We start from the raw sequence: 21,978 nt of genomic DNA on the forward strand, positions 1-21,978 counted from the left end.
ACCGCCAAGGGGTGGTGAAAGCGGCCCATCTGCGTGAATCCGCCCGCGCCGGGGCATACGCCTTACGCCCCCTCTCGATCATGTCGAGGACGACACAGCGTGGGAGGTACGCATGACCAGCACCCTCTTCCGGACGAAGAAGGTCGAGCAGTCCATCCTCGATACCGAGGAGCCAGAACACGCGCTGAAGAAATCCCTCTCCGCGCTGGATCTGACCGTCTTCGGCGTCGGCGTCATCATCGGAACCGGCATCTTCGTCCTGACCGGCACGGTGGCCAAGAACAACGCCGGCCCGGCCGTCGCCCTGGCCTTCGTCGCAGCCGGGGTCGCCTGCGCGCTCGCCGCGCTCTGCTACGCCGAGTTCGCCTCCACCGTCCCGGTGGCGGGATCGGCGTACACCTTCTCGTACGCCTCCCTGGGCGAGCTGCCCGCCTGGATCATCGGCTGGGACCTGGTCCTGGAGTTCGCGCTCGGCACGGCGGTGGTGGCCGTCGGCTGGTCCGGGTACATCGCCTCGCTGCTCGACAACGCCGGCTGGCACCTGCCCGCCTCACTGAGTGGCAGGGAGGGGGCGGACGGCTTCGGCTTCGACATCCTCGCCGCCGCGCTCGTGCTGGTGCTGACCGCCATCCTCGTGGTCGGTACGAAGCTCTCCGCGCGCGTCACCTCGGTGGTGGTCGCGATCAAGGTGACCGTCGTCCTGACCGTGATCATCGCCGGTGCCTTCTTCATCCATGGTGAGAACTACGACCCGTTCATCCCCAAGGCGCAGACCGTCGAGGCGGGCAACAGCCTCCAGTCGCCGCTCATCCAGCTGATGTTCGGCTGGGCGCCCTCCAACTTCGGTGTGATGGGCATCTTCACCGCCGCGTCCGTCGTCTTCTTCGCGTTCATCGGTTTCGACGTCGTCGCCACGGCCGCCGAGGAGACCAGGAACCCGCAGCGCGACATGCCCCGCGGCATCCTCGGCTCCCTCGTCATCTGCACGGTGCTGTACGTCGCCGTGTCGATCGTCGTCACGGGCATGGAGCACTACACCAGGCTCTCCGTGAGCGCCCCGCTCGCCGACGCCTTCAAGCACACCGGACACCCCTGGTTCGCGGGCTTCATCAGCTTCGGCGCCGCCGTCGGCCTGACCACCGTCTGCATGATCCTGCTCCTCGGCCAGACGCGGGTGTTCTTCGCGATGAGCCGCGACGGGCTGCTGCCGCGCTTCTTCTCCCACGTCCACCCGCGGTTCAAGACCCCGCACCGGCCGACCATCCTGCTCGGCGTGCTCATCGCGATCCTGGCCGGCTTCACCAGCCTCAGCGAACTGGCCGAACTGGTGAACATCGGCACGCTCTTCGCGTTCGTGGTCGTCGCGATCGGCGTGATCATCCTCCGCCGCACCCGCCCCGACCTGCCCCGCGCCTTCCGCACCCCCTGGGTGCCGGTGATCCCGATCCTGTCGGTGTGCGCCTCGCTGTGGCTGATGCTCAATCTCCCCGCCGAGACCTGGCTGCGCTTCGGTATCTGGATGGTCGTCGGCTTCTTCGTGTACTTCCTCTATGGCCGCTCGCACAGCCGCCTCGATCGGCAGGAGCGGACCCCGGTCGGCGGCTCCTGAATCCGCGGTGACGGGATCACGTCGGCCTGACCGACCGCGGTCCCGTCACCTCCGCCCCCAACTCCCCAACCCTGCGCCGCAGTTCGCGGTCCGCCGTCACCACCAGTACCGGCCGCTCACCCGCACCGGCGACCAGGTCGACCATGTGGTCGTCCCCGCTGCCGGGCGCCGACTCGACCCGTACCCCCGGCACCGTCTCCACTCCGCGCGCCGCCCCCTCCACGACGAGGACGATCTCCACGGGGCCCGGGTGGCCCGGGAGACCGTCCGCCGCCAGCCGGTCGCGCAGCCGTTCCGCGGCCCCCCGCCGATCGCGCCACCAGCCGTCGGGGACCGACCCGACGACGTTCGCGGCGTCGACGATCACGAGCAGGGGAGTGCTCTCGTCCACTAGTCGGCCCGCTTCTCGTCGAAGCTCGCGAAGTACGCCGCGACCATGTCCTCGTCGGCGTGGCCCTGCGCGGCGGCCCGCTCCAGGCGTTCGGCGCTCGCGGCGGCCACGTCCAGGCGGACACCGTTCTGCCGCCCGGCCTCGACGATCAGACGGGCGTCCTTGGCGGCCGTGTCCACCGCGAACTGGGCCGGAGACAACTGCTCGTTGAGCACCAGGGCCGACTTGGCCTTCAGATAGCCCATGTCGAGCGGGCCGCCCGCGATGAGGTCGAAGAAGTTCTGCGGGTCGACGCCGAGGGCCTTGGACAGGGCCAGCACCTCCCCGGTCGCGGCCGTCGCGGCGATGACCCAGCTGTTGGCCACCAGCTTCAGCCGGGTCGCGCTGCCGGCCGCGCCGTCCTCGCCGGTCCACACCGTGCGGGCGCCCACCGCGTCGAACACCGGCTCCACCACGGCCCGTCCCTCGAGCGGCCCGGCGGCCAGCACGGTGAGCTGACCGGCCTCCGCGGGCTGGCGGGTGCCGAGCACGGGGGCGTCGTAGAAGACCAGGCCGTGCTCGTCGGCGAACGCGGCCAGGCCGCCGATCGCCTCGATGCCGGCGGTCGTCGACTGCACCCAGACGGCCCCGGGGCGCAGCGCGGGGGCGGCCTCGCGCATGACGTCCAGGGCGGCCGGACCGTCGTACAGCATGGTCAGTACGACGTCCGCGCCCCGGACCGCCTCCGCGGGCGTGTCGGCGACATGGGCGCCGTCCGCGGTGAGCGGCTCGGCCTTGGCTCGGGTGCGGTTCCAGGCGCGGACGGTGTGCCCGGCGCGGGCGAGGTTGCGGGCCATGGCGGCGCCCATGATGCCGGTGCCGAGGACGGTCACGGTGAGCTTGTCGGTCATGTGGTCGGCTTCCTTCTCGTACGGTGGCTGCCTGGTGCGAGGGCCCGGGACGCAGTACGTGTACCCGCCCGCTTAGAGTGAACCAGTGAACGGCGACTGGCTCATACGCGGCCGCGACGGCCGGCTCAGTGTCTACCTGCCGACGGGCGACGCCGTCCTGTGCCGCGCGGAACGCGGCCCCGGCGGCCCCTGGTCGGCCCCGCACAGGATCGGCGGCGACCAGAAGCTGCGCCTCTCGCCCGCCGTCGGCCGGGGCGCCGACTCCTACACCCATCTGGTCTCCTGGCGGCCCACCACCTCCGGCGAGTCCGGCCTGGTGCACTCCACCCACTTCCGGCCCCGGCTGGCCGCCCTCGACTGGGTACCGATCGGGCACCCCGACAAGAAGGGCCCCGACACCGGCACGCCCGCCGTCGCGGTCGACGCCGAGGGCCGGGCCCATGTCTTCGTACGCAACAAGGGCGGCGGGGTGAGCATGGTCGCCCAGAAGGAGAAGGGCGGCTGGGATCCCTGGCGCGACCTCAAGGGGCGTGACGTACAAGGGGAGTTGGCGGCCGTGTCGGGGGAGTCGGGGCGGGTCGAGCTGTACGCGGCCGTGCCCGGCGGCATCCTGCACTGGCGGCAGGAGGAGCCCGGTGCGCAGCCCGCCCTGGAGGAGGCGATCGAGGCCCCGGTCCGGCCGGGCACCCTGCGCGCCCTGGCCACCTCCGCGGCCGGCACCACTCTCTTCTACACCGACGACTCGGGCGACCTGTGCGCCTGGCGCCCCGGCGGCAAGCCCGTCGCGCTGCTCGCCTCCGCCGGGCCCGGCCCGGTCTCCGCCGTCCGCTGCGAACTCGACGGCCACGACTGCACGTTGCTCGCCCAGCGCTCGTCGAGCGGTCGCGTCGCCTTCGCCGCGTACCCGACCGAACAGGAGTCGGCGGGCGCCTGGTGGACCGAGTCGGGACCCCAACTCCCCGCGGACGCAGGGGTGTCGCTCGCGGTCGACGAGGACGACCGGGTGGTGGCGGCAACGTTGTCCCCGTCGACCGGACAGCTCCTGCTGACCCGCCGGAAGGACGAACCGGGGCTGGCGCTGGAGGCGTGGCGCGAGGTCTGACAGCCACCCTTCCGCTTCCGCTTTCCGCTCTGGCCGGTTCTTGCCGTCGCCCGGCACCTTTGCTCGGATCGTTCCGCTTCCTGTTCGAACGGGCTCACACGTGAGCAGTCGGTGACAGGAGACATACAAGGGGTGGAAAGGGTTGTACGGATGCGTGCGTGACAAGGGGCACTTTGAGCGACTGTGGTGAGAACGTGAAGGTCTTGTTAGCCTTCCACAGCTTGTTCGAATTCCGCGCGGGTGGCCGAAAGCCGCCCGCGCTTGTCTTGCCGTCGCATGTCTTGCCGTGCCAACGGGGTTGGGAATGATGTCGTGAACAGATCCTCCGCGGTGGATCTTGTTGTTGTCGGGCTCGGTTACGTAGGACTCCCGCTGGCCCGCTCGGCCGCGGCGGCAGGGCTGAAAGTCGTCGGTCTCGACCGCAGCCGCACCGTCGTCGAGGGCCTGAACTCCGGCCGCTCACATGTGGACGACATCACGGACGCCGAGGTCGCCGCGATGCTCGAGCAGGGCTTCGAGGCGGTCGACCGGCCGGACGTGATCGCCCGGGCCGCCGCTGTCGTCATCTGTGTCCCGACCCCGCTCACCGAGTACGCCCCGGACCTGACCGCGGTGAACGCCGCCGTCGAGGACATCGCCGCCCACCTGGTGCCCGGCACCCTCGTCGTCCTCGAGTCCACGACGTACCCCGGCACCACCGACGAGGTCGTCCGCCCGCGCCTGGAGGCCGGCGGTCTCAAGGTCGGCGAGGACTTCCACCTGGCCTTCTCGCCCGAGCGCATCGACCCGGGCAACCCCTCCTTCGGCCTGGAGAACACGCCCAAGGTCGTCGGCGGCGTCACCGCCGACTGCACCAAGGCGGCCCGGGCCCTCTACGAGCGCTTCGTGACACGTGTCGTCGAGGCCAAGGGCACCCGCGAGGCCGAGATGGCCAAGCTGCTGGAGAACACCTACCGGCACGTGAACATCGCCCTCGTCAACGAGATGTCGATGTTCTGCCGTGAGATCGGCGTCGACCTGTGGGACGCGATCCGCTGCGCCTCCACCAAGCCGTTCGGCTTCGCGCCCTTCTACCCGGGCCCCGGCGTCGGCGGGCACTGCATCCCGATCGACCCCAACTACCTTTCCTACAAGGTCCGTTCGCTCGGCATCCCGTTCCGCTTCGTGGAGCTAGCGCAGGAGATCAACCAGCGCATGCCCGTCCACGTCGTCAACCGGGCCGCCGACCTGCTGAACGACCAGGGCAAGGCGGTGCGCGGCTCCCGCGTGCTGCTGCTCGGCGTCACCTACAAGCCCGACATCTCCGACCAGCGCGAGAGCCCGGCCCTCGCCGTCGCCGAGAACCTCCTCGTGCGGGGCGCCGAACTCGTCTACTTCGACCCCCGGGTCGAGGACTGGAAGGTCGCCGGCGCGTCGGTCGAGCGGGCCGAGGACTACCTCGCCGAGGCCGAGACCGCCGACCTCACCATCCTGCTCCAGCCCCACCGGGAGATCGACCTCGGCCTGCTGGCCGACCGCGCGCGGGCCCTGTTCGACACCCGGGGCAAGTCCGCCGATCACCCCCGGGTGGTCAAGCTGTGACTGCCGACGATACGTACATACCGAGTGCCGTCGAGTCCGGCGGCCGCCGCGCGCACCGCAAGCGCCGGCACCTGAAGGTCTCGTACTTCGTCTTCCTCGCCCTCGCCGCACTGATCGTCACCCGGCTCGACGCGGGCTCCCTGCACCTGTACTCACTGGGCGCCATGGGCCTGCTGGCCCTCAAGATGTTCGGCGCCCTCTTCTACCGTCCGGCCAAGGCCGGGAGGGAGGAGCTGGAGTACCTGGAGAACTCCTGGGTCACCGCGGTCATCCCGATCTACAACGAGGACCCGGTGATGTTCGAGCAGGGCATGCGCAGCCTTCTCGCGCAGAGCCGGCTGCCGAACGAGATCCACATCATCGACGACTGCAGCGCCAACGACTCCGGCATCAGGGCCGCGAAGAAGATGCGCCGCGAGTTCGAGGCCGAGGGCGTCAAGTACACGGTCAGCGTGCAGCCCGAGAACAAGGGCAAGCGCGAGGCCCTCGCGCTGGGCTTCGAGGCGGCGCCGTACTCGGACATCTTCCTGTGCGTCGACTCGGACACCGTCCTGTCCCGGGACACCGTCCGTGAGCTGCTGCTGCCGCTGGCCGACGAGAAGATCATGGCCTCCACCGGCATGGTGCTGGCGCTCAACCACGACAGCAACATCTTCACGCGCCTGCAGGACCTCAGGTACGGCAACTCCTTCCTCTTCGAGCGGGCCGCCTACTCCCGGCTGAAGTCGGTCCTGTGCTGCTGCGGCGCGCTGTCCGCGTACCGCGGCACCCTGGTGCGCAAGTACCTGCCGGACTTCCTCAACCAGCAGTTCCTGGGCAAGCCGGCCGTCTTCGGCGACGACCGCCGAATGACCAACTACTGCCTGATGGAGGGCCAGGTCGTCTTCCAGGAGACCGCCGTCGGCTACACGGCCGTCCCCGAGAAGCTCCCGCACTTCCTGCGCCAGCAGGTCCGCTGGAACAAGTCCTTCTTCCGCGAGTCCCTGTGGGCCTTCACGCACCAGAAGAAGTACCGCCCGGCCTTCTGGCTCACCTGCATGGAACTCGCGCTGTGGCTGGTCTTCGGCACCGCGATGTTCTACTCGATGGTCATCACGCCGATCCTGCACCCGGACCGCTTCGTCGCCCACATCGGCGACTACCTGGTCTTCATGGTGCTGATGGGCTACCTGCGCAATGTCCGCTACCTCGACTTCCCGCGCCGCGGCATGGGCTTCATCAAGCGCTTCGGCATGTTCCTGCTGGCACCCATCTACGGCGTGATCCAGCTGACCCTGCTGACCCCGCTGCGGTTCTACGCCCTCGTCACCCTGCACAAGGGCAGCTGGGGCACCCGCCAGGGCGGCGTCGAGGTGTCGGTGGCCGGTGACCACGAGGCAGACGTGACGGAGATCTTCGAGGAAGAGGACCCGTACTCCGACAAGAAGGTCACCGAGACGCTCCAGCTGATGCGTCTCGAGGGCGTCGCCCTGCGCCGCACGGCCCAGCGCGTGGCCCCCGCCATCCCCAGCCAGCCGCAGCCGCTGCCCGGCTACGACGAGCAGCACGCGTACGCGCCCCAGCAGCGCGTTTCCTGGGGGACGCCGGAAGAACAGCAGTGGCAGGGCGGCCAGCACGACCCGTACTACAACGGGCAGCACCCCAACTACCCGGACCACCAGGGGCAGTACGTCGACCCCTCCTGGCAGCAGGGCAACAACGGGCACGGACAGGGCTGGTAGCACAGCACGGACGGGGGGCGGCTCCTTCGAAGCGAGGAGCCGCCCCCGTCCGTCGTATCGCCTACTTGTAGTAGGCCATCGCCTCCGCGACCGTCACCACCGGAATCCCCCGGTCGGCGATCGCCTTCAACAGTGTCCCCAGCCCCGCCTTGCTGATCTCCGTACTGGCGGCGGGAGCCGCGTCGACCACCCGGTGCAGACAGAGGATCAGCCAGTCCCCGTCGTTCGCACACCGGTCGAGCCGGCCGCCCGCCGCCGTGAGGTTCGCCAGCGCCGTACCGCCCACGCCCGAACCGTCGTTGACGCCGGTGAGTGCCTTGAGGCGGTACGGCATCGCCGGGGCGAAGGACTCGATCGTCTCGGAGATGATCGACCGGGCGGTGGTGAAGTGCCGGCTCGCGATCTGGTCCACCGGCACACCGTCCGTCGTCTTCTCGAACGCGCCGTGCGGATAGGCGAAGTGCTCGCTGGTGAAGCCGTTCCCGACCAGCCACTCCCGCAGGGTGCGCAGGTCGTCGTCCACCTGTTGCGCCGAGAGCTTGCTGTAACTCGCGGTGTGCGCGCTCGTCGCGTACGAGTGCCCCGCCATCTCCCAGCCCGAGAAGTCCTGCAGCGAGTGCATCTGATCAAGCGTCAGATAGCTGCTGGTGCCGATCGCGTCGGCGATGTTGTACACCGTGCCGGGGAAGCAGTACGAGTCCAGCACGGGCCGGGCCAGGCCGTACACGGAGGCGTGGGAGTCGTCGAAGGTGATGGAGACGACGCCCTTGGGGAAGACGGACGCGGTGTCGGGGATGAGCTCCACGGACTGCAGGTGGTACGTCACCGGGCCGCCCGCGTTGTCGTACACCGCGAAGGACATGTCGGTGAACCCGGTCGTCGTGGACGGAACACCGCCGGACGAGATCGAGTACGTCCCGGTCGCGCTCGTCACGTCGGCCCACTGCAGGTGCACGGTGACCCACTCGCCGGACTGGACGTAGTTCGTCGCCGTCGCGGAGTGCGTGTGGAACTGCCAGAGGAAGTAGTTCGCCAGCGAGCCGCTGCCGAGATAGAAGGACAGCTTCGAGAGGTTCGTCGTGTCGTCGACCCGGAGGACGAGCCGAATCGCCTTGCCGGTCAGGCTCGTCGACGCCCCGCCCAGTTTCCTGACGTACGACTGCTTGCCCGTGCCGGTGGTGGTCACGCGCACCGACTGGGTTCCGTGCACGAAGGCGGACGTGTCGTTCACGTCGGCGGAGGAGGTGCCGGTGCCCGCGGCACTCCAGCCGTGCCCGGCCTGGAACTGCTGGGACCAGGTCGCGGGCCGGCGTCTGGGGCGCAGACCGGTGGGCGCGTACGTCGGTGGTGTGCCCAGGTTTCCGATGCCGGCGGCGGCCGCCGGTGTGGCGGGCGCGGTGCCGAGCAGGGCACCGCCCGCGGTCACCAGCCCCCCGGTTCCCGCGAGCCGTAGTGCGGACCTACGGCTCAACCCCCCTGCGTTCAGGGACCTTTCCCGGTTCATCCGCGCCCCCCAAGGTCGTCAGGATGTGGTGTTGAAGTAGTTCATTCCGTTCTCGCTGTAGTCCTTGACCGCCGAGTCCACGTCCTCGAGGGACAGTGCGTCCTTGGCGTTGTAGTAGAGCCAGTCGACCTTCATGTCCCAGGCGCGTTCGCCGCCCTTGAACGGCAGGTCGATGAACCAGGTGTTGAAGTTCACGGACATGCCCGCGCGCGGGGCGTACTTGCCGCTGGTGGTGTAGATCTTCCTGCCGTCGACGCGGTAGGTCACGACGCCGTCCTTGACGGTCATCACGACGGTGTGCCACCCGGCCAGGCTCTTGACGGTCGTGTTGTACACACGGTCCTCGACGGTGTGCCAGGTGACGTTGTCCAGCTTGGGACCGAGCCGCCCCCAACCGCCGTTGGGCAGGTACTCGTTGTCGAGTTCGCTGTACGTCGTGCCCTTGCCGCCGATGGTGTAGAAGGTCTGGTTGACGTGGTCGCCGTTCTTGCCCGTCGTCGGATCGTCGCTGAAGTGGATCCGGGCGGCGTAGGTCCCGGACTTGAACTCCCGGCCGGAAGTGCCCACGCTGGCCTGCTTGGTGCCCGCCTTCGTGCCGTCCGTGCCGGCACGCAGGTTGAGCACCTGCCCGTCGCCCAGGGCGTCCTTCTCGGAGGGGAAGGTGACGCCGTCCGCGGACCACGTGTCCTCGATGCCGGGGCCGCCGTCGCTGGTGCGCACCAGCCAGCCGTGCTTGAAGAGAGCGGGGTCCTTGGCGCCGGTGTAGTGGAAGTTGTCGAACAGGACGCCGGAGGGAAGATCCGGCGCGGGGTCGGCGGCGGCCTTCGACGTGTTCTTGGAGTCGCTGTCCGGCTTCTTGCCGTCCGGCTCCTCACCCCAGGCGAGCACTCCGCGCTTGTACGCGGTGATCGTCTTCGACTCCTTGTACGTGGTCTTCTCAGCGTCGAAGGAGCGGTCGTTCGACTGGTCCAGCTTCTTGTGGTCGACGCGGTAGAGCTGCACGTCGATGCCCTTGCTGTTGGCACCGGGCTTCAGCGTGCCCGCCGCGTCCGTGAACCTGAGCTCCAGGTAGTGGTCGGCGGTGTCGGTGGGCTTGTCCAGCTCCACGACGGTCCCGGCGACGTCGGAGCAGTCGAAGGCGGCCTGGACGCAGTTGAAGGCGTACGAGCCGCCGTCCGCGGTGAAGTAGTACCGCAGGGCCACGTCGCTGAGCGGCAGCGGCTGCTCGGAGTCGTTGAAGACCTCCAGCGACGGCTCGGCCGCCGTGGCCGTCGCGGGGGTGTCCGTCCGGTACCGGACGGTCAACTCCGGCGGATCCGGGTGTGCCTTGCGCCAGATCGGATAGAGCGCGGTGGCGCCCGCGGCCACCACGGCAACAAGCAGCAACAATTTGATCTTTGGCCACACCCGGCGTCGGGGTTGTTGGCGGCGGCGGGTGGACGCCACGGAATTCCTCCGCAGGAAATCGATACGTTCCCGATCCGGCTCTGATCAGGAACGTCAAGTGAATGTGAAGAATTTGATCTGGCTGTGTGGAGATCCTAACTGTAAACGCACAGCAAAAGGGGCGGGTCACCCGGATCGATACCGGGCGGCCCGCCCCCTTTCAGGGCAGTGCCGTTACGCCGGGACGCTCGCGAGACCCGGAGCCAGGAACTTCTTGCCGTTCACGCGCTCGGAGACACCCTCGCGGTCCAGGTACGGCGTGATGCCGCCCAGGTGGAAGGGCCAGCCGGCGCCCGTGATCAGGCAGAGGTCGATGTCCTGGGCCTCGGCGACGACGCCCTCGTCGAGCATGAGCCCGATCTCCTGGGCGACGGCGTCGAGGACGCGGTCACGGACCTGCTCCTCGGTCAGGACGGAGTCACCCTGCTTCAGCAGCGCGGCGACCTCCGGGTCCAGCTCCGGCTTGCCGGAGTCGTAGACGTAGAAGCCGCGCTTGCCCGCCTTGACGACGGCCGCGAGGTTCGGGGAGACCGTGAAGCGGTCCGGGAAGGCCCGGTTGAGGGTCTCGGAGACGTGCAGACCGATCGCGGGACCGACCAGCTCCAGGAGCACCAGCGGGGACATCGGCAGACCGAGCGGCTCTACGGCCTTCTCGGCGACCTCGACCGGGGTGCCCTCGTCGATGACGTTCTGGATCTCGCCCATGAAGCGGGTGAGGATGCGGTTCACGACGAACGCCGGGGCGTCCTTCACCAGAACCGCGGTCTTCTTCAGCTTCTTGGCGACGGCGAAGGCCGTGGCCAGGGAGGCGTCGTCGGTCTGCTCGCCGCGGACGATCTCCAGCAGCGGGAGGATCGCGACCGGGTTGAAGAAGTGGAAGCCCACGACCCGCTCGGGGTTCTTCAGCTTCGACGCCATCTCGGAGACGGACAGCGAGGAGGTGTTGGTGGCGAGGATCGCGTGCGCCGGGGCGACCGCCTCGACCTCCGCGAACACCTGCTGCTTGACGCCGATCTCCTCGAAGACGGCCTCGATGATGAAGTCGGCGTCGGAGAAGCCCTCGGCCTTGTCCAGCACACCGGTGACCAGCGCCTTGAGGCGGTTGGCCTTGTCCTGGTTGATACGGCCCTTGCCGAGCAGCTTCTCGATCTCGGCGTGGACGTAGCCCACACCCTTGTCGACGCGCTCCTGGTCGATGTCGGTCAGCACGACCGGCACCTCGAGGCGGCGCAGGAAGAGAAGGGCGAGCTGCGAGGCCATGAGGCCCGCGCCGACGACACCGACCTTGGTGACCGGGCGCGCCAGGTTCTTGTCCGGCGCACCGGCGGGGCGCTTGCCGCGCTTCTGCACCAGGTTGAAGGCGTAGATGCCGGCCCGCAGTTCGCCACCCATGATCAGGTCGGCGAGCGCCTTGTCCTCGGCGTCGTAGCCCTGCTGCAGGTCGCCGTTCTTGGCGGCGGCGATGATGTCCAGCGCACGGTAGGCGGCCGGAGCGGCGCCGTGCACCTTGGAGTCCGCGATGAAGCGACCCTTGGCGACGGCCTGGTCCCAGGCCTCACCGCGGTCGATCACCGGACGCTCGACCTCGACGTCGCCCTTCAGCACCTGGGCGGTCCAGATCAGCGACTGCTCCAGGAAGTCCGCACCCTCGAAGATCGCGTCCGCGATACCGAGGTCGAAGACCTGCTGGCCCTTGAGCTGCTTGTTCTGGTTGAGGCTGTTCTCGATGATCACCGAGACGGCCTTGTCGGCACCGATCAGGTTCGGCAGGATCGTGCAGCCGCCCCAGCCGGGGACCAGGCCGAGGAAGACCTCGGGGAGGGAGAAGGCCGGGAGCGCCTTGCTGACGGTCCGGTACTTGCAGTGCAGACCGACCTCGACGCCACCGCCCATCGCGGCACCGTTGTAGTACGCGAAGGTCGGCACCGCGATGCCGGAGAGGCGCTTGAAGACCTCGTGGCCGCCCTTGCCGATGGCGAGCGCGTCCTTGTGCTCCTTGAGCAGCTCGACGCCCTTGAGGTCGGCGCCGACCGCGAAGACGAACGGCTTGCCGGTGATGCCGACACCGACGATCTCGCCGGCCGCGGCCTCCTTCTCGACCTGGTCGATGGCGGTGTTGAGGTTCGCCAGCGAGGCCGGGCCGAAGGTGGTCGGCTTGGTGTGGTCGAAGCCGTTGTCCAGCGTGATGAGCGCGAAGCGCCCGGCGCCGAACGGCAGGTCGAGGTGGCGTACGTGCGCGGACGTCACGACCTCGTCGGGGAACAGCTCGGCCGCGCCCTTCAGGAGTTCGGTGGTGCTCACTTGTTGCCTCCGTCGAAGTGCGGGTTCTCCCAGATGACCGTCGCGCCCATGCCGAAGCCGACGCACATGGTGGTGAGGCCGTAGCGGACCTCCGGCTGCTCCTCGAACTGGCGGGCCAGCTGCGTCATCAGACGGACGCCGGAGGAGGCCAGCGGGTGGCCGTACGCGATGGCGCCGCCGTACTGGTTGACGCGCGCGTCGTCGTCCGCGATGCCGTAGTGGTCGAGGAAGGCCAGGACCTGGACGGCGAAGGCCTCGTTGATCTCGAAGAGGTTGATGTCCTCGATGGACAGGCCCGCCTTGGCGAGGGCCTTCTCGGTGGCCGGGATCGGGCCGTAGCCCATGACCTCCGGCTCGACGCCCGCGAAGGCGTACGAGACCAGGCGCATCTTGACCGGCAGGTTGTTCTCGCGGGCGAAGTCCTCGGACGCGATGATCGAGGCGGTGGCGCCGTCGTTCAGACCGGCCGCGTTACCGGCGGTGACCCGGCCGTGCACGCGGAAGGGGGTCTTGAGACCGGAGAGGTTCTCCAGGGTCGTCCCAGGGCGCATCGGCTCGTCCGCCGTGACCAGGCCCCAGCCCGTCTCGCCGGCCTCCGGGTTGGTGCGGCGTACGGAGATCGGGACCAGGTCGGCCTGGATCTTGCCGTTGGCGTACGCCTTCGCCGCCTTCTCCTGCGAGCGCACGGCGTACTCGTCGGCGCGCAGCTTGGTGATGTGCGGGTAGCGGTCGTGCAGGTTCTCCGCGGTCATGCCCATGAACAGGGCGGACTCGTCGACGAGCTTCTCGCTCACGAACCGCGGGTTCGGGTCCACGCCCTCGCCCATCGGGTGGCGGCCCATGTGCTCGACACCACCGGCGATGACGGCGTCGTAGGCACCGAAGGCGATGGAACCGGCGACGGTGGTGACGGCGGTCAGCGCACCGGCACACATACGGTCGATCGAGTAGCCGGGCACCGACTGCGGCAGACCGGCGAGGATGCCGGCCGTGCGGCCGATGGTGAGGCCCTGGTCACCGATCTGCGTGGTCGCGGCGATGGCGACCTCGTCGATCTTCTTCGGGTCGAGACCCGGGTTGCGGCGCAGCAGCTCCCGGATCGCCTTCACGACGAGGTCGTCGGCGCGGGTCTCGTGGTAGATGCCCTTCGGGCCCGCCTTGCCGAACGGGGTACGGACGCCGTCGACGAAGACGACGTCCCTGACGGTACGAGGCACGATGGCTCTCCTCCAGATGCGGGATGGCACTGCTGCGACACGCAAGCGCTGAGCGCGCGCTCAGGTCCCATGCTACTTACGGGTAACGTAGCTGCACAGTCCTGGAGGGGGGAGCGGCGAAGGTCACACCCGGGGAGGAGCTGTCGACCCCCTGGGAGTCAGCACCGGAGTGGGCACCGGATGCGATCCCGGCCCTTCGCCCGTGATCACCCCGAACAGCGTCCGTGCCACATCCGCCCCGAATCCATGCACGTCATGACTCATGGCGGAGAGGGTCGGATGCGTGAGCCGGCACAGCTGGGAGTCGTCCCAGGCCAGCAGTGAGACGTCACCCGGCACGCTCAGCCCCATCTCGGCCGCCACCGAAAGCCCCGCCACCGCCATGATGTCGTTGTCGTACACGATCGCCGTCGGCCGGTCGGCCGCCGCGGCCGAGAGCAACGACCGGGTGGCCCGCGCCCCCGCCTCGCCGGAGTAGTCGGTGGTGACCTGCCAGGCCCCGGCCAGCTCCAACGTCCGCGCCGCCTCGTCGAACGCAGCCGTCCGCGCGGCCGTGTGCCCCAGCGCAGCCGCACCCCCCACCCGCGCGATCCGCCGATGCCCCAGCGCCGCCAGATACCGCACGGCCTCCGTCGTGGCGGTCGCGTCGTCGGTCCACACCGACGTCAGGGAACCGGTCAGCGAGGGATGCCCCACGGCCACCACCGGCATCCCGAGCCGCTCGGCGGCGGCCACCCGCGGATCGTCCAGCCGGAAGTCGACCAGGATCGACCCCCCGACCTGCCGCCCCCGCCACCACGACTCCTGCAGCCCGACCTCCTCCTCCACGTTCCGCACGAGCCGCAGCAGCAGCGAGCAGGACCGCTCGGTCAGCACGCTCTCCACGCCCGACACGAACTCCATGTAGAACGGCTCGAGCCCCAGCAGCCGCGCCGGCCGGCAGATCGCCAGCCCCACCACGTCCACCCGTGACCCGGCCAGCGTCCGCGCGGTCGGGTTCGGCGCCCACCCCAACTCCCGCGCCGCCTCGAAGATCCGGTCCCGGGTCGTCTCCGACAGCCCCGGCTTGTGGTTGAAGGCGAGCGACACGGCCCCCTTGGACACACCGGCACGCGCGGCGACGTCCTTGATGGTGACGCGTGAGGTGGTCATGGGGTGGGCTCCATGCAGTACAGGGCAGTCCGGGCGGCATCCGGGTCAGGAGTCTCCCAGCCGCGCACACCGATCGTGACCCGTTCCCCGGGCAACAGCGTGACCAGCCCACGATCGGCGCGTGCGTCCGGGTGCAGCCGGTCGGCCTGCAACAGCAGATCCCGTACGAGGGTGTGGGCCGTCACCGTCACCGCACCCGGCGCCACGGAAACGTCGAACTCCGGCCGTGGACAGGGGATTTCGCGGTCCGGCACCGGGAAATGAACCGCCCGAAGCCCGTCTGCGTCCGCCACCAGAAACTCCTTGGCACCGGCCGGCACCACCTCGCGCGGCACCCCGACGACACCGACCGAACGCCCCGCGACCCGGAGCCCCGTCCTTGTCTCGGCGATCAACTCGCCCTCGACGGACATCCGGCGCAACCGCAAGCTGCCCGACCACTCCTCCCGCGACTGGTTGACCGCGGTCAACACCGGCCCGGACTCCCGCACTTGGACCGTCAGCAACCGGTCCGCGTACAGCCGCTTCAGCTCGTGATACAGCGGCTTCTCCCGCCCGTCCCCGTCGACCGCGGCCCAGCTCGTCACCGGCCAGCAGTCGTTGAGCTGCCACACCACCGTGCCCGCGCACACCGGCCAGTGCGACCGCCAGTGTTCGATGCCCGCCGCCACCGCCCGCGCCTGATTGACCTGCATCAGATAGTGCCAGCGGCCGAAGTCCCCTTCCGGCACGGCGAAATGACGCGCGAGCCCGCGCTCCAGCTTGCCGTTCCCGTCGTCGGCCTTCTGGTGGTGCAGCATGCCGGGGGAGTCGGGGGCGAGCTCCTCACCCGGCAGCGCCCGCCGCAGCGTCGCGTACGCGGGCGGCGCCTGCCACCCGAACTCGGCGACGAACCGCGGCACTTCGCTCCGGTACTCGGCGTAGTCCTCCCGGTTCCACACCTCCCAGGAGTGGTGCGTCCCGTGCGCCGGATCGTTCGGATGCCGCGCCCACGAGCCGGACCACGGACTGCCCGCCGTGTACGGCCGCGTCGGGTCCAGCTCGGCCACCACACGCGGCAGTACGCCGAGGTAGTACCCCTCGCCCCAGGAGTCCCCGCCGAGCCGCGGCTCCCATCCCCAGTCCCGGAACCCCCACAGGTTCTCGTTGTTGCCGTTCCACAGCACCAGCGAGGGATGCGGCATCAGCCGTACGACGTTCTCGCGCGCCTCGGCCTCCACCTCACCGCGCAGCGGCTGCTCCTCCGGATAGGCCGCGCACGCGAAGGGGAAGTCCTGCCACACCAGCAGCCCCAGCTCGTCGCAGGCGTCGTAGAAGTCCTCGCTCTCGTAGATCCCGCCGCCCCAGATCCGTACGAGATCGACGCCCGCGTCGGCGGCCTGCCGCAGCCGCTCCCGGTACCGCTCGCGGGTGATCCGGGAGGGGAACACGTCGTCCGGGATCCAGTTGACGCCCCGTACGAAGAGCCGCTCGCCGTTGACGACCAGGGTGAACCCGCTGCCGTCAGCGTCGTCAGACGTGTCCAGCCCGACGGTCCGGAACCCGATCCGCCGCCGCCAGGCATCCAGCGCCTCGGTGCCGCCCAGAAGCGTCAACTCGACGTCGTACAAAGGCTGTTCACCGTATCCGCGCGGCCACCACAGCCGCGCCTCCGGCACCTCCAGCCGTACGACCCCCGCCGTCCCGTCGACCTTCCCGCGCACCCGTGCCCCGCCCACCGTCGCCTCGACGGCCAGCGGCACCTCGACCCGGCTGCGCTCGACCTCGACGTGCAACTCGACCACACCCAGGCCGCCTTCGACCCTCACCAGCGGCCGCACCCGGGCGATCCGGGCCGTCGACCAGCGCTCGAGGCGCACCGGCCGCCAGATTCCGGCCGTCACCAGCGTCGGCCCCCAGTCCCAGCCGAACGAGCAGGCCATCTTGCGGATGTACTGGTAGGGCTCGGCATAGGCGGCGGGCCGCTCACCGACCCGCCCGCGCACCGCCTCGGCCTCGGCGTACGCGGAGACGAACCGCACCGAGAGCCGGCCCTCCAGCCCGGTCACGTCGAAGCGGTGGGACCGGTGCATGTTCCTTGTCCGGCCCAGGAGCCGACCGTCCACCATGACCTCGGCGACGGTGTCGAGCCCTTCGAAGACGAGGTCGGTCTGCTCGTGCTCGGAGGGCGGCCCGGCCCGCAGCTCCGTCTCGTAGGTCCACTCCCGCCGCCCGACCCACGCCACCTCGGTCTCGTTCGTACCGAGAAAAGGGTCCGGGATCACCCCCGCCGCCATCAGATCGGTGTGCACACACCCGGGCACGACGGCCGGAAGCGCGGCCTCCCCGTGCCGCAGGACCCATCCCTCGGTGAGCGGTGTCGCCTCCAGCATGCACACTCCCTAAACCGTTCCAGTCCAGTGCTCGGAAAACTTTCGGCAGTGATGGCGGAATAGGGACTTTACCGGTTAAGAAAACGTTGTCAGAGTACCGAACCAGCCAACCCGCTCGTGCTCGTCCGTCCCGTGAACGGAGCTGATGCACATGAACCGCCGTACAGTCCTCGCCACCGCTGCCGGAACCGCTGCCCTGCTGCTCACGGCCTGCACCGGTACCGGAGGCACGTCAAAGGGCGCAGAAGCGAAGGCACCTGACGACCCGTCAAAGGTGAGCGGCACCATCAAGGTCCTCACCCAGCGGACCGACCTCGTGCAGGACGGCACGATGAAGAAGTACGCCGCCGAGTTCAACAGGACCTATCCGAAGGTCAAGGTCGAGTTCGAGGCCCTCACGAACTACGAGGCCGAGGTCAAGATCCGGATGAACACGGAGAACTACGGCGACGTCCTCCTGATCCCCGCGGTCATCAAGAAGAACGACTACCCGAAGTTCTTCGCCTCTCTCGGCACCCGGGCCGAACGCAGCAGGAAGTACCGCTTCACCGACACCACCACCGTTGCCGGCAAGGTCTACGGCCAGAGCCCGATCGGCGTCTCCCCGGGCTTCGTCTACAACAAGAAGGTCTGGCGCGAGGCCGGCGTCACCAAGTGGCCCACCACGCCTGCCGAGTTCCTCACCGACCTCAAGGCCATCAAGTCCAGGACCGATGCGACCCCCTACTACACCAACTTCGCCGCCCAGTGGCCGCTGACCTCCTGGACGTACGTCAACGGCTCGCCCAGCTGCGACACCCGGGCCACCACCGAGCTGGCCGAGGGCGACCCCTGGGCGAAGGGCAGCGACCTGCGCGTCGGCGACACGCTCCTGTACGACATCGTCCACCAGGGCCTGGTCGAGAAGGACCCGGCGACCACCAACTGGGAGCTGTCCAAGCCCCAGTTGGCGAAGGGCAGGATCGCCACACAGTGGCTCGGCACCTGGGCGATCATCCAGTTCCAGGACGCGGCCAAGAAGGCAGGCGTGAACCCGGACGACATCGGCTTCATGCCCTTCCCGGCCCAAGTGGGCGGAAAGTTCTGCGCAGTTGTCGGCCCCGACTACAACCAGGCGGTCAACGTCCACTCCGAGCACAAGGAGGCGGCCCGCGCCTGGATCGACTGGTTCACCGACAAGTCCGGCTACGACAAGGACAACCTGGCGATCTCCCCGCTCAAGTCCGCACCCCTGCCCGAGGTGCTGAAGCCGTACGAGGACGAGGGCGTGAAGTTCATCGAGGTCAGCGACGCCAAGGGCGCCCAGGTCAAGGAGATCGACGACCAGTCGGAGGTCGGCATCTACAAGCCCGACTACCGCCAGGACCTCGTGGACCTCGCACGCGGCGCCAGGAAGGGCAGCCTCGACGACTTCCTCGCCGACCTCGGCAAGAAGTGGACCGAGGCACAGAAGACCGTGGGGTCCTGATGACGGACACCTCCCATCGGGCGGCCGTGCAGGCCACCCCGGGACCGGCGGCCACGGCCCCGGTCCCGGCCCCCGCCCCACGCCGCGCACGCGTGTGGCGGGGCCTCACCCCCTGGCTCTTCCTCCAGGCCCCTCTCGCCCTCCTGATCACCTTCACCTACGCGCCGATCGCCAACATGGTGGCGTACAGCTTCACCGACTGGGACGGAGTGAGCCCCGAACTCCACTACACGGGCACGGGCAACTACACCGAACTCCTCACGCGCCCCGACCTGTTCGAGGTCTTCTGGGTAAGCGGCTACTACCTGGCCGCCTCCGCGGTCCAGATCGTCGCGGCCCTCTACTTCGCCACGATCCTGAGCTTCAACGTCCGCTTCCGGAACTTCTTCAAGGGCGTGCTCTTCTTCCCGTACCTGATCAACGGGGTGGCGATCGGCTTCGTCTTCCTCTACTTCTTCCAGGACGGCGGCACCCTGGACTCGGTGCTGTCCCTGTTCGGCCACCACTCGGACCACGCCTGGCTGGGCAGCCCGGTCTCCGCGAACATCTCCCTCGCGGGCGTCTCGGTCTGGCGCTACATGGGCCTGAACTTCGTGCTCTTCCTGGGCGCGATCCAGTCCATTCCGGGGGAGTTGTACGAGGCGGCCGAACTGGACGGTGCGAACCGCTGGCAGCAGTTCCGCCACATCATCGCGCCCGGCATCAGGCCGGTCCTGGCCCTGACGGTGATCCTCTCCATCTCGGGCTCCCTGTCGGCCTTCGAGATCCCGTACATCATGACCGGCGGCGCGACCGGCACCGAGACCTTCGTGATCCAGACCGTGAAGCTGGCCTTCCAGTTCAACAAGACGGGCCTCGCCTCGGCCGCCGCGGTCGTGCTCCTGCTGATCATCCTGGCGGTGACGTGGCTCCAGCGCCGCCTCGTCCCCGACGACAAGGTGGAACTCGTATGACACGCAGAGCGGTGGCCCGCACGCTCATGTACCTGTCGCTGATCGCCGCGGCAGTGGTGGTCCTGCTCCCCCTGGGGGTGGTCCTCCTCACCTCCCTCAAGTCGGACAAGGAGATGGCGAACGACAGCGGAGCCCTCACACCCCCCGACGACCTGCTGAACTTCCACAACTACGTGACGGCGTTCCAGGACGGCCGCATGCTCTCGGCCTTCGGCAACACGGCGTTCATCCTGGTCTTCGCCATCGGTGGCACGGTCCTCATCGGTTCGATGACGGCGTACGCCATAGACCGCTTCACGTTCCGCTTCAAGAAACTGGTGGTGGCGCTCTTCCTGCTCGCGGCACTGGTCCCCGGCGTCACGACCCAGGTGGCGACCTTCCAGATCGTCAACAGCTTCGGAATGTTCAACACCCTCTGGGCGCCGATCGCGCTCTACATGGGCACGGACATCGTCTCGATCTACATCTTCCTGCAGTTCGTACGATCCATCCCGACGTCCCTCGACGAGGCGGCCCGCATCGACGGCGCCAACGCCTTCACGATCTACCGCAAGATCATCTTCCCGCTCCTGAAACCGGCGATCGCCACGGTGGTCATCGTGAAGGGGATCACCGTCTACAACGACTTCTACATCCCCTTCCTCTACATGCCGTCCCAGGATCTTGGCGTGATCTCGACGTCCCTGTTCCGCTTCAAGGGCCCCTTCGGCGCCCACTGGGAAACGATCTCGGCAGGAGCGATTCTCGTCATCCTGCCGACCCTGATCGTCTTCCTGAGCCTGCAGCGGTACATCTACAACGGTTTCACCCGAGGAGCGACCAGATAAGCGCGCCCAGCGGGGCGCGGGGAACTGCGCGAGCAACCACAACCGATCCGCAGTCGCCGTACGAGCGAACCTCTTGTGGCGGCTAGGCGGACAAGGCGGCAACCAACACCGGCGTAACCTGCTCGACCTGCCAGGGCCGAGCACCGTACCCCGTCAGCGAGGCCCCGACGGACTCCGCGTCAACCACCTTCGGCGGCTCCCAGCAAACGCGCCGCACCGTATCCGGCGTGATCAGGTTTTCCTGCGGCATGTTCAGCCGCTCGGCCAACGCGGACACCGCCGCCCGAGCCGCAGACAACCGAGCCGCAGCGGCAGGGTCCTTGTCAGCCCAGGAGCGCGGGGGCGGAGGCCCCGTAACCGGCTGCCCGGGCGCCGGCAACTGCGCCTCGGTCAAAGCCTTCGCACGATCCACCGCGGCCTGCCACTGCTCCAGCTGCCGCCGCCCCATCCGATGCCCGAAGCCGTTCAGCGCGGCCAGCGCATGCACATTGGCCGGAAGAGCGAGCGCCGCCTCCACGATGGCCGCGTCCCCGAGCACCTTGCCCGGCGACACATCCCGCCGCTGGGCGATCCGGTCCCGCGTCTGCCACAGCTCCCGCACCACGGCGAGCTGCCGGCGCCGCCGCACCTTGTGCATCCCGGACGTCCGCCGCCAGGGGTCCTTGCGGGGCTCCGGCGGGGGAGCCGAGGCGATCGCGTCGAACTCCTGCCTGGCCCACTCCAGCTTCCCCTGCCGGTCCAGCTCCTTCTCCAGCGCATCGCGCAGGTCGACGAGGAGCTCGACGTCCAGCGCCGCGTACCGCAGCCACGGCTCCGGCAGCGGCCGGGTCGACCAGTCGACGGCGGAGTGCCCCTTCTCCAGTACGAAACCCAGCACGCTCTCGACCATGGCGCCGAGACCGACCCGGGGGAATCCGGCGAGCCGACCCGCGAGCTCGGTGTCGAACAGCCGCGTCGGCACCATGCCTATCTCGCGCAGACAGGGAAGATCCTGAGTCGCCGCGTGCAGCACCCACTCCACGCCGGACAGCGCCTCACCGAGCCCGGACGGATCGGGGCAGGCCACGGGGTCGATCAGCGCGGTCCCCGCGCCCTCGCGGCGCAGCTGAACCAAATATGCACGTTGGCCATATCGGTACCCCGACGCACGTTCGGCATCGACGGCGACGGGCCCGGAGCCGGCGGCGAACGCGGCGATCACCTCGGCGAGCGCATCCGCGTCGGCGATCACGGGCGGAATGCCTTCGCGCGGCTCGAGCAAAGGGATGGGTTCAGGGCCGGGTTCCGCGCTGGGCTCTGGGTCGGGCGCCCCCGTAACAGAAGATCCGCCGGCTTCCGGAGGGGCGCCTCCGGTGGTTCGCAGTGGGCTGTCTGCTGCGGTCTCTTGGGCGTCGGTCACCTGTCAAGGGTATCTGTGTATGGACAGCGCCCGCCGACGTAACGT

At 69.0% G+C, this 21,978-nt stretch carries 16 protein-coding genes; 7 read left to right on the forward strand and 9 right to left on the reverse strand.

The annotated features are described in order from the left end of the window. Positions 1 to 112 precede the first annotated feature (112 nt). Entirely contained in the window at positions 113 to 1,609 is a 1,497-nt protein-coding gene (locus ABZ880_RS12710; RefSeq protein WP_361260689.1) for an amino acid permease, read from the forward strand. Positions 1,610 to 1,625: 16 nt separating this feature from the next. On the opposite strand, the gene ABZ880_RS12715 is transcribed toward ABZ880_RS12710, so the two are convergent. After that, entirely contained in the window at positions 1,626 to 2,000 is a 375-nt protein-coding gene (locus tag ABZ880_RS12715) for an NTP pyrophosphohydrolase (protein WP_361260691.1), read from the reverse strand. Beyond that, positions 2,000 to 2,890, reverse strand: coding sequence for an NAD(P)-dependent oxidoreductase (locus ABZ880_RS12720; protein ID WP_361260693.1), 891 nt, complete (start codon positions 2,888 to 2,890; stop codon positions 2,000 to 2,002). The genes ABZ880_RS12715 and ABZ880_RS12720 overlap by 1 nt, the downstream gene beginning before the upstream one ends. Positions 2,891 to 2,975: 85 nt before the next feature. Here ABZ880_RS12720 and ABZ880_RS12725 point away from each other — a divergent pair, with 85 nt between their 5' ends. The 3 genes from ABZ880_RS12725 (at position 2,976) to ABZ880_RS12735 (ending at position 7,294) form a co-directional block, all read left to right on the forward strand. After that, complete coding sequence (locus ABZ880_RS12725; protein ID WP_361260695.1) at positions 2,976 to 3,992, forward strand: hypothetical protein; 1,017 nt, start codon at positions 2,976 to 2,978, stop codon at positions 3,990 to 3,992. A 312-nt stretch (positions 3,993 to 4,304) separates the two neighbouring features. Then, entirely contained in the window at positions 4,305 to 5,573 is a 1,269-nt protein-coding gene (locus ABZ880_RS12730) for a nucleotide sugar dehydrogenase (protein WP_361260697.1), read from the forward strand. Continuing rightward, positions 5,570 to 7,294 carry a glycosyltransferase gene (locus ABZ880_RS12735; RefSeq protein ID WP_361260698.1) on the forward strand — a complete coding sequence of 575 codons (1,725 nt, stop codon included), beginning with the start codon at positions 5,570 to 5,572 and terminating at the stop codon, positions 7,292 to 7,294. Before ABZ880_RS12730 ends, ABZ880_RS12735 begins: the two co-directional genes overlap by 4 nt. 61 nt (positions 7,295 to 7,355) lie before the next feature. Here ABZ880_RS12735 and ABZ880_RS12740 read toward each other — a convergent pair whose 3' ends face one another. The 6 genes from ABZ880_RS12740 to ABZ880_RS12765 form a co-directional block, all read right to left on the reverse strand. Beyond that, positions 7,356 to 8,765 carry a polysaccharide deacetylase family protein gene (locus ABZ880_RS12740; RefSeq protein ID WP_361260700.1) on the reverse strand — a complete coding sequence of 470 codons (1,410 nt, stop codon included), beginning with the start codon at positions 8,763 to 8,765 and terminating at the stop codon, positions 7,356 to 7,358. A 51-nt stretch (positions 8,766 to 8,816) separates the two neighbouring features. Continuing rightward, entirely contained in the window at positions 8,817 to 10,184 is a 1,368-nt protein-coding gene (locus ABZ880_RS12745; protein WP_361260702.1) for a cellulose binding domain-containing protein, read from the reverse strand. 234 nt (positions 10,185 to 10,418) lie between these two features. Beyond that, positions 10,419 to 12,545: a 3-hydroxyacyl-CoA dehydrogenase NAD-binding domain-containing protein gene (locus tag ABZ880_RS12750; RefSeq protein ID WP_361260704.1), complete on the reverse strand. Its 2,127-nt coding sequence runs from the start codon at positions 12,543 to 12,545 to the stop codon at positions 10,419 to 10,421. Then, the gene (locus ABZ880_RS12755; RefSeq protein ID WP_361260706.1) at positions 12,542 to 13,762 is read right to left on the reverse strand and encodes an acetyl-CoA C-acyltransferase; all 1,221 of its coding nucleotides are present in this window, start codon (positions 13,760 to 13,762) and stop codon (positions 12,542 to 12,544) included. The genes ABZ880_RS12750 and ABZ880_RS12755 overlap by 4 nt, the downstream gene beginning before the upstream one ends. A 123-nt stretch (positions 13,763 to 13,885) precedes the next feature. Next, the gene (locus ABZ880_RS12760; protein ID WP_361260708.1) at positions 13,886 to 14,914 is read right to left on the reverse strand and encodes a LacI family DNA-binding transcriptional regulator; all 1,029 of its coding nucleotides are present in this window, start codon (positions 14,912 to 14,914) and stop codon (positions 13,886 to 13,888) included. Beyond that, positions 14,911 to 17,286, reverse strand: a complete 2,376-nt coding sequence (locus ABZ880_RS12765; protein WP_361260710.1) for a glycoside hydrolase family 2 protein — start codon at positions 17,284 to 17,286, stop codon at positions 14,911 to 14,913. Before ABZ880_RS12765 ends, ABZ880_RS12760 begins: the two co-directional genes overlap by 4 nt. A gap of 151 nt (positions 17,287 to 17,437) precedes the next feature. Here ABZ880_RS12765 and ABZ880_RS12770 point away from each other — a divergent pair, with 151 nt between their 5' ends. The 3 genes from ABZ880_RS12770 to ABZ880_RS12780 are packed head-to-tail and all read left to right on the forward strand — an operon-like array spanning position 17,438 to position 20,534. Continuing rightward, positions 17,438 to 18,754: an extracellular solute-binding protein gene (locus ABZ880_RS12770; protein ID WP_361260712.1), complete on the forward strand. Its 1,317-nt coding sequence runs from the start codon at positions 17,438 to 17,440 to the stop codon at positions 18,752 to 18,754. After that, entirely contained in the window at positions 18,754 to 19,707 is a 954-nt protein-coding gene (locus tag ABZ880_RS12775) for a sugar ABC transporter permease (RefSeq protein WP_361260713.1), read from the forward strand. Before ABZ880_RS12770 ends, ABZ880_RS12775 begins: the two co-directional genes overlap by 1 nt. Beyond that, on the forward strand, positions 19,704 to 20,534 hold the full coding sequence (locus ABZ880_RS12780) for a carbohydrate ABC transporter permease (RefSeq protein ID WP_361260715.1): 831 nt from the start codon (positions 19,704 to 19,706) through the stop codon (positions 20,532 to 20,534). The genes ABZ880_RS12775 and ABZ880_RS12780 overlap by 4 nt, the downstream gene beginning before the upstream one ends. An 82-nt stretch (positions 20,535 to 20,616) precedes the next feature. On the opposite strand, the gene ABZ880_RS12785 is transcribed toward ABZ880_RS12780, so the two are convergent. Continuing rightward, positions 20,617 to 21,933: a ribonuclease D gene (locus tag ABZ880_RS12785; protein ID WP_361260717.1), complete on the reverse strand. Its 1,317-nt coding sequence runs from the start codon at positions 21,931 to 21,933 to the stop codon at positions 20,617 to 20,619. Positions 21,934 to 21,978: the final 45 nt, after the last annotated feature.

This window comes from Streptomyces sp. NPDC047043 (assembly GCF_040644055.1).
Lineage (GTDB): Bacteria > Actinomycetota > Actinomycetes > Streptomycetales > Streptomycetaceae > Streptomyces.

What these genes read in the sequence shown, in the direction of transcription:
- ABZ880_RS12710 (WP_361260689.1), top strand. Translation starts at nt 113, where the DNA reads ATGACCAGCACCCTCTTCCGGACGAAGAAGGTCGAGCAGTCCATCCTC.
- ABZ880_RS12720 (WP_361260693.1), bottom strand. Translation starts at nt 2,890, where the DNA reads ATGACCGACAAGCTCACCGTGACCGTCCTCGGCACCGGCATCATGGGC.
- ABZ880_RS12760 (WP_361260708.1), bottom strand. Translation starts at nt 14,914, where the DNA reads ATGACCACCTCACGCGTCACCATCAAGGACGTCGCCGCGCGTGCCGGT.
- ABZ880_RS12765 (WP_361260710.1), bottom strand. Translation starts at nt 17,286, where the DNA reads ATGCTGGAGGCGACACCGCTCACCGAGGGATGGGTCCTGCGGCACGGG.
- ABZ880_RS12770 (WP_361260712.1), top strand. Translation starts at nt 17,438, where the DNA reads ATGAACCGCCGTACAGTCCTCGCCACCGCTGCCGGAACCGCTGCCCTG.
- ABZ880_RS12775 (WP_361260713.1), top strand. Translation starts at nt 18,754, where the DNA reads ATGACGGACACCTCCCATCGGGCGGCCGTGCAGGCCACCCCGGGACCG.
- ABZ880_RS12780 (WP_361260715.1), top strand. Translation starts at nt 19,704, where the DNA reads ATGACACGCAGAGCGGTGGCCCGCACGCTCATGTACCTGTCGCTGATC.